19 protein-coding genes are annotated in these 14306 nt (G+C 43.3%); 18 read left to right on the top strand and 1 reads right to left on the bottom strand.

Features of this window, described 5'->3' with window-relative positions; genetic code table 11:
- Positions 1-59: 59 nt before the first annotated feature.
- On the top strand, positions 60-941 hold the full coding sequence (locus JI667_RS02020) for a patatin-like phospholipase family protein (RefSeq protein ID WP_206849788.1): 882 nt from the start codon (positions 60-62) through the stop codon (positions 939-941).
- A gap of 16 nt (positions 942-957) precedes the next feature.
- On the opposite strand, the gene JI667_RS02015 is transcribed toward JI667_RS02020, so the two are convergent.
- On the bottom strand, positions 958-1320 hold the full coding sequence (locus JI667_RS02015) for an SA1362 family protein (RefSeq protein ID WP_206849787.1): 363 nt from the start codon (positions 1318-1320) through the stop codon (positions 958-960).
- Positions 1321-1614: 294 nt separating this feature from the next.
- Here JI667_RS02015 and JI667_RS02010 point away from each other — a divergent pair, with 294 nt between their 5' ends.
- The 17 genes from JI667_RS02010 to folD all read left to right on the top strand — a co-directional run bounded on the left by JI667_RS02010 (position 1615) and on the right by folD (position 14270).
- Positions 1615-2184 (top strand): YqhR family membrane protein, encoded by a 570-nt coding sequence (locus JI667_RS02010; RefSeq protein WP_206849786.1) that lies wholly within the window; start codon positions 1615-1617, stop codon positions 2182-2184.
- A 94-nt stretch (positions 2185-2278) separates the two neighbouring features.
- Positions 2279-2737 (top strand): type II 3-dehydroquinate dehydratase, encoded by a 459-nt coding sequence (gene aroQ, locus JI667_RS02005; RefSeq protein ID WP_206849784.1) that lies wholly within the window; start codon positions 2279-2281, stop codon positions 2735-2737.
- Positions 2727-3791 carry a M24 family metallopeptidase gene (locus JI667_RS02000; protein WP_206849783.1) on the top strand — a complete coding sequence of 355 codons (1065 nt, stop codon included), beginning with the start codon at positions 2727-2729 and terminating at the stop codon, positions 3789-3791. The genes aroQ and JI667_RS02000 overlap by 11 nt, the downstream gene beginning before the upstream one ends.
- 38 nt (positions 3792-3829) lie before the next feature.
- Complete coding sequence (efp, locus tag JI667_RS01995) at positions 3830-4387, top strand: elongation factor P (RefSeq protein ID WP_206849780.1); 558 nt, start codon at positions 3830-3832, stop codon at positions 4385-4387.
- 241 nt (positions 4388-4628) lie between these two features.
- Positions 4629-5552: a stage III sporulation protein AA gene (gene spoIIIAA, locus JI667_RS01990; RefSeq protein WP_206849778.1), complete on the top strand. Its 924-nt coding sequence runs from the start codon at positions 4629-4631 to the stop codon at positions 5550-5552.
- Positions 5553-6068 carry a stage III sporulation protein SpoIIIAB gene (gene spoIIIAB / locus JI667_RS01985; protein WP_206849776.1) on the top strand — a complete coding sequence of 172 codons (516 nt, stop codon included), beginning with the start codon at positions 5553-5555 and terminating at the stop codon, positions 6066-6068. It begins immediately after the preceding gene.
- Positions 6069-6121: 53 nt separating this feature from the next.
- Complete coding sequence (gene spoIIIAC / locus JI667_RS01980; protein WP_034758004.1) at positions 6122-6328, top strand: stage III sporulation protein AC; 207 nt, start codon at positions 6122-6124, stop codon at positions 6326-6328.
- Between the two features lie 14 nt (positions 6329-6342).
- On the top strand, positions 6343-6735 hold the full coding sequence (gene spoIIIAD / locus JI667_RS01975; protein WP_206850505.1) for a stage III sporulation protein AD: 393 nt from the start codon (positions 6343-6345) through the stop codon (positions 6733-6735).
- A gap of 24 nt (positions 6736-6759) precedes the next feature.
- Positions 6760-7965 carry a stage III sporulation protein AE gene (spoIIIAE, locus tag JI667_RS01970; RefSeq protein ID WP_206849774.1) on the top strand — a complete coding sequence of 402 codons (1206 nt, stop codon included), beginning with the start codon at positions 6760-6762 and terminating at the stop codon, positions 7963-7965.
- Between the two features lie 16 nt (positions 7966-7981).
- Positions 7982-8611, top strand: a complete 630-nt coding sequence (gene spoIIIAF / locus JI667_RS01965) for a stage III sporulation protein AF (protein ID WP_206849756.1) — start codon at positions 7982-7984, stop codon at positions 8609-8611.
- Positions 8601-9251, top strand: coding sequence for a stage III sporulation protein AG (gene spoIIIAG / locus JI667_RS01960; protein WP_206849748.1), 651 nt, complete (start codon positions 8601-8603; stop codon positions 9249-9251). The genes spoIIIAF and spoIIIAG overlap by 11 nt, the downstream gene beginning before the upstream one ends.
- A 14-nt stretch (positions 9252-9265) precedes the next feature.
- Entirely contained in the window at positions 9266-9823 is a 558-nt protein-coding gene (locus JI667_RS01955; RefSeq protein ID WP_206849738.1) for a SpoIIIAH-like family protein, read from the top strand.
- 268 nt (positions 9824-10091) lie between these two features.
- The gene (gene accB / locus JI667_RS01950) at positions 10092-10598 is read left to right on the top strand and encodes an acetyl-CoA carboxylase biotin carboxyl carrier protein (RefSeq protein ID WP_206849736.1); all 507 of its coding nucleotides are present in this window, start codon (positions 10092-10094) and stop codon (positions 10596-10598) included.
- 15 nt (positions 10599-10613) lie between these two features.
- On the top strand, positions 10614-11966 hold the full coding sequence (accC, locus tag JI667_RS01945) for an acetyl-CoA carboxylase biotin carboxylase subunit (protein ID WP_206849734.1): 1353 nt from the start codon (positions 10614-10616) through the stop codon (positions 11964-11966).
- 23 nt (positions 11967-11989) lie between these two features.
- A complete protein-coding gene (locus JI667_RS01940) occupies positions 11990-12400 on the top strand; it encodes an Asp23/Gls24 family envelope stress response protein (RefSeq protein ID WP_206849732.1) in 411 nt (136 codons plus the stop codon).
- A 595-nt stretch (positions 12401-12995) separates the two neighbouring features.
- Positions 12996-13382 carry a transcription antitermination factor NusB gene (gene nusB, locus JI667_RS01935; RefSeq protein WP_206849724.1) on the top strand — a complete coding sequence of 129 codons (387 nt, stop codon included), beginning with the start codon at positions 12996-12998 and terminating at the stop codon, positions 13380-13382.
- Positions 13383-13403: 21 nt separating this feature from the next.
- The gene (gene folD / locus JI667_RS01930; protein ID WP_206849722.1) at positions 13404-14270 is read left to right on the top strand and encodes a bifunctional methylenetetrahydrofolate dehydrogenase/methenyltetrahydrofolate cyclohydrolase FolD; all 867 of its coding nucleotides are present in this window, start codon (positions 13404-13406) and stop codon (positions 14268-14270) included.
- The last annotated feature ends 36 nt before the right edge of the window (positions 14271-14306 follow it).

Here is a 14306-nt window from a genome sequence, read left to right as displayed (position 1 = left end):
TCTAAATTCCTTCAAGGTGAATTAAAGATGTAGTAATACACCTAAGAGGAGTGGAGCCTTTGGACATTGACGGGGTATTTTCAGGTGGAGGCATAAAGGGTCTCGCCCTGATTGGAGCATATCAGGCTATAGAGGAAAAAGGGTATACGTTCAAGAGACTGGCGGGCACAAGTGCAGGAGCCGTGATTGCCGCTTTTATTGCGGCAGGATACTCAAGCCGGGAACTGCTCGATATAATGGACGATGTGGATTTCCATAAGCTGTTGGACTCAAACGCAATCATTCCTCTTCCCATTCTCAAGTGGTTTCGTATCTACTATCGTTTAGGGTTATATAAAGGGGTGGCACTTGAAAACTGGCTGGAAGAAAAGCTGAAGGCGAGGGGGATTTATACGTTTGCGGATTTACCTCCTCATTCCCTTCGTGTCATAGCATCCGATTTATCTAATGGCCGGTTGTTGGTCCTTCCGGATGACCTCGATAAGTATGGGGTCGCGAAAGAAACCTTCCCTGTTGCAAGGGCGATCCGGATGAGCGCGAGCCTTCCTTATTTTTTTGAACCGGTGAAATTGCGTTCTTTGGAAGGGGTCAGTTACATGGTAGATGGAGGGGTGCTCAGTAATTTCCCGATGTGGCTGTTTGACAGGGAGAATGTGAAAAAGATAAGACCTGTTATCGGAGTCAAGCTGAGTCATGACTTCATAGGTAAACCGAAAAAACAAATCAAGAATGCCATTGATTTATACGGTGCCCTCTTTACGACAATGAAAGATGCCCATGATTCAAGATATATTTCAAGGAAGCTTGAAAAGAATATCATTTTTATCCCCACTGAAGGAGTGCTGACCACGGAGTTCGAACTGACTCCGGAAAGGAAACTGGAACTCATTCAATATGGAAAATCCAAGGCTGAAAGCTTCCTGCAAAAATGGCCCTATTAAAAAAACAATCGAGCTCCTAAAAAGAGGCTCGATTGTTTTTTTTATTCTTTTTCCCTTCAATTACAGTCAGTTTAGCATTGGATTTTTTTCGTATCGGTCGTTTTTTTGAAACATTGGATACTTGAGGCTTACTTGCAGATTTCCTCTTATGCCGCTTCTTTGATTGTTTGGCTGCTTTAACAAACGCTCTCTGTTCGTTGCTATTACCAGCGCTTCTTCCACTGAACCATCTTCGGTAAATTAAGTAGATGATTCCGATGACGGCTGCTGTCACGAGCAGTTTTCTTGCAAGTCCTAAAGGATTTCCGAACAGGGAAGTTCCGAGCCCGATCGTAGCCAATAATATAAGAGTGAAAACAAGGATATTACGAGCGTTCAACAAAGCCACCTCCTTACATGACTATCCATCATAAATGATATCTATACTATTATTCTAGACCATTTGTGTGTTCTTTAACCGTATAAATTGATTTTTTATAGTGTTATAAACGCATCTTTATTCTGAAGTTTCGAAAGATAATATCTATTTTACTAAAAAATGAAGAAAAGCACTAGAGAGAGGTCTCCTCACTATGTCAATCGGTGAAATACTGCCTCCATTTTCAATGAAATATCCTCAATTATATGCAAATGTTTCATTCTATGGGACATACTACGAATGGAGGTGTTTCAGATGGCAGAACAAAAAGGTCAACATGAAAAAGTCCAAAACGGCACGGAAGAAAGCAAAGAAAATCCTAACTTAGAACAGAATCAGAGTGAAAAACCTCTTTCCTTTACGGCCATGGTCGTAGTCACTGGTTTTATCGGGGGGATGTTCTGGAGTTCCATTGCATACATTTGCTATTTCTTTTCTTTTACGAAGATTGAACCTAATATTATATTCGAACCTTGGGCAGTAGGGAACTGGGTGGATAAATGGATTGGGGTCGTGTTATCCATCATTGCCTACGGTCTCATCTCGATCGGTGTAGCCCTTATCTATTATGGGGTTCTAAGGAAATTCAAGTCAATGTGGGTAGGCGCAGGTTACGGGATTGTCCTTTACCTGGCTTTTTTCCTGGTTTTGAATCCACTTTTCCCAAGCATCAAATCCTTTACAACGATTGATTATCATACATTAATCACTACTCTTTGTATTTATGTTCTTTATGGGGTATTTATAGGTTACTCGATTTCGTATGAAGAAAATGAATTAAGACACCAGGAGAATAAGGAAAAGTCCGGGGAAGTATCTCATTAGGAAATCCTATTTATCAGACAATTATGTAGGTATAGGTAAAAGGTTTATGTTAGAATGTTCATGATGAACATTCTTTTTTCTTAGGAGTTTACATATGGTGAAAATCTTACTGCTAAATGGTCCGAATTTAAACAGGTTAGGGAAGCGTGAACCTGAAATTTACGGCCAAGTCACACTGTCTCAATTAGAGGAAAACGTAAGAACGCAGGCAGAAGGAGAAGGGTTCCAGTTGGTTTCAGCCCAGTCCAATCACGAAGGGGAAATGATTGATATCATCCACAATGCGGAGGATGAAGGTTACGGTGGGATCATCATGAACCCCGGTGCATTCACCCATTACAGTTATGCCATTAGAGACGCTGTGGCATCCATATCCGTTCCTGTGGTGGAAGTGCATATATCCAATATTCATGCCCGGGAAGACTTTAGGCATCAGTCAGTGATTGCCGCTGAAACCATTGGGCAGATAGTCGGATTCGGACTATTTGGCTATAACTTAGCCTTAGAAGCCATTATAAAAAATATTAAGGGAGTGGATGACAATGAAAATTAGTCGATTACGTGAAACCTTTTCAGAAAATGAACTTGATGGAATTTTATTGACGAGTCCTTATAATCGCCGCTACATGACAAATTTTACGGGTTCATCCGGTGTCGTGCTGATTTCAAATGAGAAAGCCCTGTTCATTACAGATTTCAGATACATAGAGCAAGCGGCAGAACAAGCGGCTGATTATGAAATCGTTAAGCACACGGGACCGATTCATGAAGAAGTAGCGAAACAGGCTAAAAACCTGGGCATACAAAAACTGGGTTTTGAAAAGAACGACATGACTTACAGCGCATACGAAAGCTACCGGGATGCAGTGGAAGCGGAAATGGTTCCTGTATCAGGCTTAGTGGAAAAGTTACGCTTGATTAAGACACCTGAAGAGCTTAATATAATTAAGGATGCGGCTGATATTGCCGATGCAGCATTTAAGCATATATTAGACTTTATCAAACCGGGTGTGACAGAGTTAGAAGTTTCCAACGAATTAGAATTCTTCATGAGAAAAGCAGGAGCGACGTCATCATCGTTTGATACCATCGTAGCTTCAGGTAATCGTTCTGCCCTTCCTCATGGGGTTGCCAGTGATAAAGTCATTGAAAAAGGTGATTTTGTAACATTGGATTATGGTGCTTACTATAAAGGATATTGCTCTGATATGACACGCACTTTATCTGTAGGAGAACCAAGCGGGAAATTGAAAGAGATTTACGATGTGGTCCTTCAATCACAGCTTCTTGCGATGGAACAAATCAAGCCGGGCATGACTGGTAGAGAAGCGGATGCCATCGCACGCGATTACATAACAGCAAAAGGTTATGGTGAGTACTTCGGCCATACATTAGGACATGGGATTGGTCTCGAAGTACACGAGGGACCAGGACTATCCACACGCTCTGATGTGGTTCTTGAGCCTGGAATGATTGTTACAGTTGAACCAGGTGTCTATGTACCGGGTGTTGGCGGCGTGCGTATCGAGGATGATACACTCATTACGGAAGATTCCAATGAAACACTGACACACTCAACAAAAGATCTAATCATTCTACCATTTTAGTCCTGAACAAGGCCTACTAGACAATAGGAGGAATAAACATGATTTCAGTAAATGATTTTCGTACAGGCTTAACGATTGAAGTCGACAATGGCATTTGGCGAGTAATCGATTTCCAGCACGTTAAACCCGGTAAAGGGGCAGCTTTCGTCCGCTCTAAACTCCGTAACCTTCGCACAGGAGCCATACAGGAGAAAACATTCCGTGCAGGTGAAAAAGTAGGAAAAGCACAAATCGATAACCGCAAAATGCAATACCTGTATGCAAATGGGGACATGCATGTATTTATGGATAATGAAAGCTACGATCAAATCGAGCTTCCTGCTTCTTCCATCGAATATGAATTGAAATATTTGAAAGAAAACATGGAAGTATCCATCATGATGTACAGAGGAGAAACCCTTGGGGTAGAGCTTCCGAACTCAGTTGAACTGAAAGTGACGGAAACTGAACCGGGAATCAAAGGCGACACGGCTTCCGGTGGTTCAAAACCTGCAACGGTAGAAACGGGACTGGTGGTTAACGTACCATTCTTCGTAAATGAAGGGGATACATTAATCATCAATACAACGGATGGATCTTACGTATCACGTGGTTAAATGATTGTAAAGCCTGAACGGGAATACTCCTGTTCAGGCTTTTTTTTATGTCTCTTGGCATGCCCGCTCTCAACTCTTCATCCGTTTCACTCCATTCCAATCCACGTCCACAAGAAATCTTGCACCTCCACTGTCATAATCTTATTTCACTAGAATACATTGTATTATCGGGAAGCATGTACGAGGAAGGATTCCCTTTTTCATTCAGCCTGAAGTGGAACAAGATTAGGAGGTATTCCAAATGCAAGAAGTTCTAGCCTTACTACCCAGCACTATTTCTGAAAAAGTCCTGACTCTTCCACAAGATTTGATTGACCGGATTGAGGAAATAAGGATCCGAACCAACCGTGTATTGGAAGTCACGGCACGAGGGAAACCGTATTTTCTTTCCTATATCGTGACTGAGGATGATAGTGAACAGCTCATTAACAAATTATCGCACCATTCATTTTATACATTGGAAGAAGAATTGAAGAGGGGTTATATCACCATTGAAGGTGGTCATCGTGTAGGTCTTGCCGGGAAAGTGATACTCGAAGGAGGCCTCGTAAAAGGGATTCGCTGTCTCTCTTCCTTTAATATCCGTATTGCCAGAGAAAAGATCGGTATTTCACAGTCAGTTTTTCCTTATGTTTACGACGAAGGCTGGAAGCATACGATGTTGATCGGCTCACCTCAGACCGGAAAAACGACGCTCCTCAGGGATCTTGCCAGGATGATTTCCACAGGTATACCAGAAAAAAAGATTCCCCCTTATAAAGTGGGAATCGTCGATGAACGTTCTGAGATTGCCGGCTGTGTGAATGGAATCCCTCAGCTGTTGTTTGGGCCGAGGGTGGACGTGCTGGATGCGTGTCCAAAGGCGGAAGGCATGATGATGCTGATTCGTTCCATGAGCCCGGATGTCCTGATCGTCGATGAAATCGGGCGGAAAGAAGATGGTCAATCCATCCAGGAAGCAGTGAATGCCGGAATCACCCTGATCATGACGACTCATGGAGCAACACTGCAAGAAGTGAGAAAAAGACCGGTGATTAAGGACATAGTGGGTCTCCAAACGATCGAGCGTTTTGTTGAACTAAGGAGAGGGGATGAACCCGGTCAGGTTCATGAAGTGTGGGACCAATACGGTCAATCTCTTCTCAAAAAAGTGAGTGTGACATAAATGATCAAATTGATTGGTGCTGTATTTATTCTCTTATCCACTTCCTGGGCAGGATTCGAAGCTTCGAAATATTTGACGGAACGTCCCCGGCAGCTTCGATTGCTGAAAGTGGCGCTTCAGTCTTTGGAAGCTGAGATCACTTACAGTCATACCCCTTTGCATGAAGCAACCAGAAAAATTTCCAAACAGCTGCAAAAGCCTGTTTCCTGGTTTTTTGAAACGTTTTCTAAGAAATTGACTGAGCAGGAAATTTCCGTTAAGAAAGCATGGGAAGAGAGCCTTAATGATATTTGGAAATTAACGGCTTTCAAGTCAGGTGAATATGAAATCCTCAAGCAATTCGGGGAAAACCTGGGCAGACACGATATGATGACTCAACAAAAACATATCCAGCTTGCTCTAAAGCATCTGGAAAGGGAAGAAACGGAAGCTGTAGAGAAACAGAGGAAATATGAAAAGATGACGAAGAGTTTAGGCTTTCTATCGGGATTGCTGCTGATCATCCTATTGCTTTGACTTGCCTCTCCCGGACGGGGGATGAGCATACAGAAACCAGGAGGGAAATTACGATGGGAATTGATGTAGATATTATATTCAAGATTGCAGGGGTAGGGATAGTGGTCGCCTTTTTACACACGATTCTAGACCAGGTCGGAAAAAAAGAATATGCCCAGTGGGTCACGTTGTTCGGATTCATTTATATATTGTTCATGGTGGCATCGATTGTTGATGATTTGTTCCAGAAGATTAAGTCGGTCTTCTTATATCAGGGATAGAGGGGGCGTCGACGATTGAAATCATTCAAATTGTAGGCATTGCATTGGTTGCGACCTTTCTCGCGTTAATTGTTAAAGAACAGAAACCGAATTTTGCTTTTCTGCTCATTGTATTTACTGGCTGTACGATTTTTCTATTTCTAATTGATCAGATCTACTCTATCATCCATATGATTGAAAAACTTGCTGCCAACGCAAACGTGAACATGGTGTATGTGGAAACCATCTTAAAAATCATCGGCATCGCCTACATAGCGGAATTCGCTTCTCACATTACGAAAGATGCCGGGCAGGGGGCCCTTGCAGCAAAAGTAGAACTGGCCGGAAAAATATTAATATTGGCAATGGCTGTTCCCATCCTTACAGTGATGATCGAAACAATTATCAATATGATTCCAACTGGATAAGCGAAACGTTATGAGGTGGAAAAAATGTTGCAGCTATATCGGATTATCGTCACGGCACTCGTCTTATTTATGATAAGCACCTCAAGTGGACAAGCAGAAGAGGGAGAACGGAATGCATCTCCCGATCCCGATCCTGCCATTCAGCAGGAAATGATCAATACCCAGCTGGACCGATTAGGAATTGAAGAATTAACAGGATATTGGAATGACATCGTGGATCAGTACGGCGGGTTTCTTCCTGAAAGTCAAAAAGGCAGTCTGATCGATTTCATGAAAGGGGAAAAAGAATTTTCATTCAAGGTGTGGTTCAGCGGCATTTTCAAGTTCGCCTTTCAAGAGCTTGTGATGAATGGGAAATTGTTAGGGACCCTGATTCTTCTCACAATTTTCAGCATGTTTCTCCAATCCCTTCAGAATTCTTTCGAGGGGGGGAGTGTCAGTAAGGTGGCGTACAGCATCATCTTCATGGTGCTGATCATCATTGCCCTGAACAGCTTTCATGTGGCGATCGACTACACCAGGGAGGCCATCTCAACCATGGTTCATTTCATCATCGCCCTCATTCCCCTGCTGCTCGCCTTGATTGCTGCTTCAGGGGGTGTGGTTTCGGCAGCATTCTTTCACCCTGTGATTATATTTCTCATGAATACAAGTGGCTTACTTATTCAGAATATCGTGCTGCCTCTCTTATTCCTTTCCGCCCTCCTGAGCATCGTGAGCACCCTTTCCGTTCACTACAAAGTGACACAGCTGGCTCAGCTTCTAAGGACCTGGAGTATCGGACTCCTGGGGGCATTCATGACGGTCTTTCTCGGTGTGATTTCCGTGCAGGGGGCAACCGCAGCCGTGACGGATGGGATTACGATCCGAACGGCGAAATTTGTGACAGGGAACTTTGTCCCCGTCATCGGAAGAATGTTCACGGATGCCACTGATACAGTGATCAGCGCATCGGTCCTTCTTAAGAATACAGTGGGGATAGCGGGGGTCGCCATCGTACTGATCATTGCCGCCTTTCCTGCCATCAAGATCCTCATGATCGCTTTCATATATAAATTGGCCGCGGCCCTTCTTCAACCACTGGGTGGGGGACCGGTCATTGATTGTCTCGATACGATCGCGAAGAGTGTAATCTATGTATTTGCCGCACTGGCCATTGTGTCATTCATGTTTTTCTTGAGTCTTACGGTCATTATTGCAGCAGGCAATATCACGATGATGATGCGATAGGGAGGAAGAAGTCGTCATGTCATTTCTAACCGATTGGATTACGAATATCATTATCTTTGTCCTATTAGCCACCGTCATCGACATGCTTCTTCCAAGCTCCAACATGCAAAAATATGCCAAGATCGTGACGGGCTTACTACTGATCACCATCATCCTCACTCCGCTGTTCAAATTAATGTCCACCGATTTTGACGAAGTGATGAATTCAATTGATTTTAATGGAACTTCTGAGAATAATTCTGTGGAAAATGTAATAGAAATGAAGAAAAAAGAAATACAAGCCTCGCAACATGCATATATTTTAGAACAGATGGCTGTCCAAATGAAACAACAAGCAGAAAAGGAGCTGATGGATGAACACGGTAAGGTCATTGAGAAGATAACCGTACAAGCAGATGATCTGAAAAATGTTCCTGATAGTATTTCAAAGGTAGCAGTCTTAATGAAAGACAAAGAAAGTGAAACAGACAGCACGATTGAGACGGTCCAGAACGTTGAAATCGATACGGGGTCTGAAGCGAGAATGAAAACATCAGAAGAAGATACGTCCCGATTGGCCTCCTTACTTGCCAAACAATGGAATCTTACACCAGACAAAATAATCATTACCGTTGAAGGGGGGACTGGGGTAGGAAATGAACTTTAATAAAGGTCCGCTGAATCTATTGAAGCAATGGTTGTCAAAGGAAGATGCGAATTCTCCTCCCAGTGTAAAAAAAGGCAAAAGGCTGCATTATTTTCTCATCGTACTGCTAGTTGGTGTCGCTTTTATGCTGATTAGTGATCTGTGGAGCAGTGATAAGGGCATCGAGGTCGCGAAGCCCGTGGATGGAGGAACCCATGATGTCGAGGCGTTTGGAGCTGGCCAAAAGGACTCTGACGGTTCGATGAGGGGGTATGAGGATCAATACGAAAATCAGTTGAAAGAAGCACTTGATCAAATCGTCGGGGTAAGCGATGTGTATGTGGTAGTCAATGTGGAAGCGACTGAATCGAAAGTGTATGAGAAGAATGAATCGACCAAGCTGCAATCCACCGATGAAGAAGATAAAGAAGGCGGAAAGCGGTCGATAGAAGATAAATCACAGGAAGAAGAAATCGTCATTGTCAATAACGGAGATAAGGAAGTTCCCATAGTGAAAGAAACGAAAAAGCCTAAAGTCAGCGGTGTCCTTGTAGTAGCAAAAGGTGCCGATAACATACAAATCAAAAAATGGATTATAGAGGCCGTCACCCGTTCGCTTAATGTTCCAAGCCACAGGGTATCGGTCCTGCCCAAACAATAAGGGGGAAATGATAGATGTTACTTAAAAAACAAACAGTTTGGTTATTAACGATGTTGAGCCTTGTGATTGTACTCTCGGTTTATTACATTACCTCACCAACGCAGCAAGCGACAGATATGGCTTACCAGGAAAAGGACGGAAAAGAACAGGCGAAAGATGGAGATAAAGAAACGATGTCAGGCACTGACATGCAAGTAGTGACCGACGCGGCAGGAAATGAAATGTTTGAAGCACTCAGATTAGAAGTGACGGATCAGCGTGAACAGCTTCGTGAAGAACTTGAAGCAAAAGTAGCAAACGCAGATGTGTCGGCAGAAGAAAAGAGTGCCGCGTATGAGCAGATGGAAAACCTTCGAGAACTCGCAATGACAGAATCGGTCCTTGAAACCATGATTAAAACAATGGGTTATGAGGATGCACTGGTAAGAGCGAACGGAGAAAACATCCGTATCACAGTGAAATCAGACAAGGAGCATTCTAAAGCAGATGCCAACGAAATCATCCGCCTGGTAATGAGTGAAGTGGGACAAATGAAGCCGGTTGCTGTGGAATTCCAACCCGCAAATGAATAAATGAAAACCCTTGCCGCCTACAGGAGACCTTTAGGCGGCTTATTTCTATTTGTACTCATCGCAAATTCTCTTTCACGTACTTTTTTACAGGATTCATCAAAAATCCCTTTCTATTATTTTATTTTTTTGCGAAAAAGGTCTAGAATAGAAGAAGAGTTGTATGCGCTTTACAGGATAGTAGGAATCGCATATTGAATTTATACATGGTATTATCGTATGATATTAGTAGCTAGTCATAATTCTTTAAACTATAAGAGGGGTGTCAACAGTGTTGAAAATTCAAGAAATTCGCGAAATAATCAAACTCGTAGATCAGTCTAGTGTTGAAGAGTTTACATACGAGCATGAAGGATCAAAGATCAATTTAAAGAAAAATAATGGAGTAACAGTATCTGCCCAGCCACAAGTCGTACAAGCGGTAGAAGAAGTGAAGCCCGCTGCACAGGCAGTTCAACAAGCGCCTGTACAGGAAGCTCCAGCTGTTGTAAATTCACAAGAAAAAGAAGCTCCTAAAGCAAATGCAGAGGATCCGACATTACATAGGATCACGTCACCGATGGTAGGCACGTTCTATCAATCTTCTTCACCTGAAACAGGCCCATATGTGAAAGTCGGAGATAAGGTAGATGAAAGTTCTGTCGTATGTATCGTAGAAGCCATGAAACTGTTTAATGAGATTGAAGCCGAAGCGAACGGTGAAATCGTAGAAATCTTAGTAAAAGACGGTCAATTAGTTGAATATGGACAGCCGTTATTCTTGGTTAAACCTGAATAAGGAGCGAAAACAGATATGATAAAAAAGGTATTAATCGCCAATCGAGGAGAAATTGCTGTACGAATCATTCGTGCATGCCGAGATTTAGGCATCGAAAGTGTAGCCGTTTATTCTGAAGCGGACAAAGAGGCGCTTCATGTTCAATTAGCGGACGAAGCGTATTGTATAGGACCCACTGCATCGAAAGACAGTTACCTTAATTTCACCAATATCATTAGCGTGGCAAAATTGACGGATTGTGATGCGATCCACCCGGGTTATGGATTTTTAGCCGAGAACTCTGATTTTGCCGATCTGTGCCGCGATTGCAATATCATCTTTATTGGGCCATCACCCGAAGCAATCTCGAAGATGGGGACAAAAGATGTTGCCCGTGAAACGATGAGGGAAGCAGGCGTTCCGATCGTACCTGGTTCAAAAGGAATCGTAAAGGACGCAGAAGATGCCGTGAAGCTTGCAGAATCTATGGGGTATCCTGTTATCATCAAAGCCACTGCCGGTGGTGGAGGGAAAGGGATACGGGTTGCAAAAAGTCAGGAAGAGCTTGTTAAAGGGGTGACGATCACCCAGCAGGAAGCCATGACTGCATTCGGAAACCCTGGTGTCTATATCGAGAAATACATTGAGGACTTCAGACATGTTGAAATTCAGGTCCTTGCCGATAATTTCGGAAACGTGATCCATCTAGGGGAGCGTGACTGTACGATTCAGCGCCGCCTCCAAAAATTGATCGAAGAAACACCGTCACCTGCTTTAACGGAGGAAATTCGTGTTAAAATGGGGGAAGCAGCCGTAAAAGCAGCCAAAGCGGTTGATTATACAGGTGCGGGCACGGTAGAATTTATATATGATTACGTGAACCAAAACTTCTACTTTATGGAAATGAATACACGTATCCAGGTGGAGCATCCGGTAACCGAACAGGTTACCGGGGTCGATTTGATTAAAGAACAGATTTTGGTTGCGTCTGGAGAAAAACTTTCTCTTACACAAGAGGAAGTAACATTCACTGGATGGGCCATTGAATGTCGTATTAATGCAGAGAATCCGGAGAAGAATTTCATGCCTTCCGCGGGACGGATTGAAATGTATCTTCCACCAGGGGGAATCGGCGTAAGAGTCGATTCAGCAGCATATCCTGGTTATATGATCCCTCCTTATTACGATAGCATGATTGCCAAAGTCATTACATTTGGAGCGACTCGTGAAGAAGCCCTTTCCAGGATGAAACGTGCCCTGAGTGAATTTGTGGTTGAAGGAATACACACAACCATTCCGTTCCACCTTAAACTATTAGAACATGAAACCTTTGTTGGCGGTGAATTTAATACGAAGTTTTTAGAAAAATATGAAGTAATGAAATCCTAGTGTGAATTCAGGAGGTGCCTTACATGGCGGAAAATCAAAACCTTTTACAAATGTCTCATGGAAAAGACGGTCTTGGGAAGATTGAAATCGCACCTGAAGTGATTGAAGTGATCGCAGGTATCGCAGCGTCAGAGGTCGAAGGAGTATCCCAGATGCGCGGGAATTTCGCGACAGGTGTCGTAGAGCGTCTTGGTAAGAAAAACCACGGTAAAGGTGTCAAGGTGGAGCTTTCCGAAGAAGGAATCGTCGTGGATGTCTATTGCATCATGAAATTTGGTGTAGCCATCCCGACAGTCGCTCAAAAAATCCAGGACAACATCCGTCAAGCATTGCTTAACATGACTGCTCTCGAAGCAGACGAAGTAAATGTTCATATCGTTGGCGTTCAATTTGAAAACCAGAAGTTTGAAGCTGAAATTGAAGACGAAATGTAATAGATGGAACGGTCCTTTTAGGGGGCCGTTCTTTTTTTTGAAAGGCTGTTTTCGCAAAAATTGTGGCTAATCGCATACAAACTAAGATATTCGATGCTCTGTCATTGAGGTTGTGGTGCTGGAGGGTGAAGGGAACAGTCCCGCTTTCCACGGACGTTCATTTCTAAAAAATCCCCAAAGGCAAAGAACGCCTTCAGGGATTTCCCAGAAATGCTTGTCGGGCCTGACCAACCCGACTCCGCTTTTCATTGTCCAGCTCCACCTCCTTGTCCCTCGAGGTCATAAGCTAAATGGGCCATGAAGGCAAAAAACGCCTTCAAGGCCCATTCATCTTATGCTTGTCGGGCCAACCCAGTCGGCTCCGCTTTTCATTGTCCAGCTCCGGGGCTTAGAGCCTCGAGGTCATATGCCAAACCAGCCAAAAAGGCAAAGAACGCCTTTCCGGCTGGTTCGTCATATGCTTGTCGCCTCTGACCAAAGCCCCTCCGCTTTTCTTTCAGAATATTGATTTTTTTACATAGACGTGCGTATTGCCCTTAGTTTGTGCTATTATCAAAGGTATGAAAATTGATGGAGTAAAAGGAGTAAATATAAGATGAAGAGAAGAGTTGCCCGTGAAAAGGCTTTACAGGCGTTATTTCAAATAGATATGAGTGGGATTGAGCCCGAGGTTGCGTTAACGAATGTGTTGGAGGAAGAAGAGAAGATGGATGCATATCTTCAACATATTGTATTGGGGTTCATTGAAAATCAGGAACGGATTGATGGGCATATTCGTGAAAACCTGGAGAAATGGTCTTTTGACCGGCTGGCGAAAGTCGATCGTAATATATTGCGTTTGGGTGTGTACGAGCTTTTGTTCGTAGAAGATGTACCGAATAAAGTCGTCATTAATGAAGCGGTTGAAATCGCGAAGATCTTTGGGGATGATCAGTCCAGTAAATTTATCAATGGTGTTCTTTCCAAGGTAAGTCAATCTTAACAATGTTAGGAGACGAGTGGAATGTCAGCTTCCATAATTGATGGTAAACGCATTGCAGATCATTATCGGGAACAATTAAGGTATCAGATCGAACAGCTGGAACTGCAGAATGTTACTCCAGGTTTGGCTGTCGTCCTAGTTGGGAATAATCATGCTTCTCATTCATATGTGAAAATGAAGAGAAAGGCATGCAGTGAGCTTGGGATTCATTCAGAGCTTTATCAGTACGAATCCAGCCTTACAGAGGAAGAGCTTTTAACTAAAATCAGGGAGTTAAATGAACAAGAGCATATCCATGGGATCCTCGTTCAACTGCCCCTCCCTGAGCATATTAATCCGATTACGGTGATTGAAACCATTTCACCAGCGAAGGATGTAGATGGATTTCATCCTGTTTCGATCGGGAAAATGGTGACGAATCAAGATACATTTTATTCCTGTACGCCCCTGGGGATCATGAAAATGCTTGAATATGAAAACATTTCGGTAGAGGGGAAACATGTCGTCATATTAGGGCGGAGTAATATTGTCGGGAAACCGGCTGGACACTTATTCCTGAACCGTAATGCAACAGTGACGTATTGCCATTCACGGACTCAAGATATGTCATTTTACACAAAGCAGGCTGATATCATCGTATCGGCTGTGGGGAAGGCGAACCTGATCGGTGCAGAGGATATTAAACCCGGCGCCGTTGTCATCGATGTGGGAATGAATCGTGATGAAGAAGGCAAGCTATGTGGGGACGTGAATTTTACAGAGGTGAAGGATAAAGCAGGTAAAATTACACCGGTTCCAGGCGGTGTCGGCCCGATGACGATTACGATGCTTCTATATAACACTGTGAAATCTGCAGAATGGGCCATTCAGAATCGCCAAAATGGGTAAAAAATAGTACACTGGTAGTAACAAAATGGAAAGGGA

Origin of the sequence: Bacillus sp. NTK074B (assembly GCF_017303375.1) — a bacterium.
Classification (GTDB): Bacteria; Bacillota; Bacilli; order Bacillales; family Bacillaceae_B; genus Rossellomorea.
The sequence above is the reverse complement of the archived record's forward strand: the minus strand, read 5'-3'. Positions and strand labels throughout refer to the sequence as shown.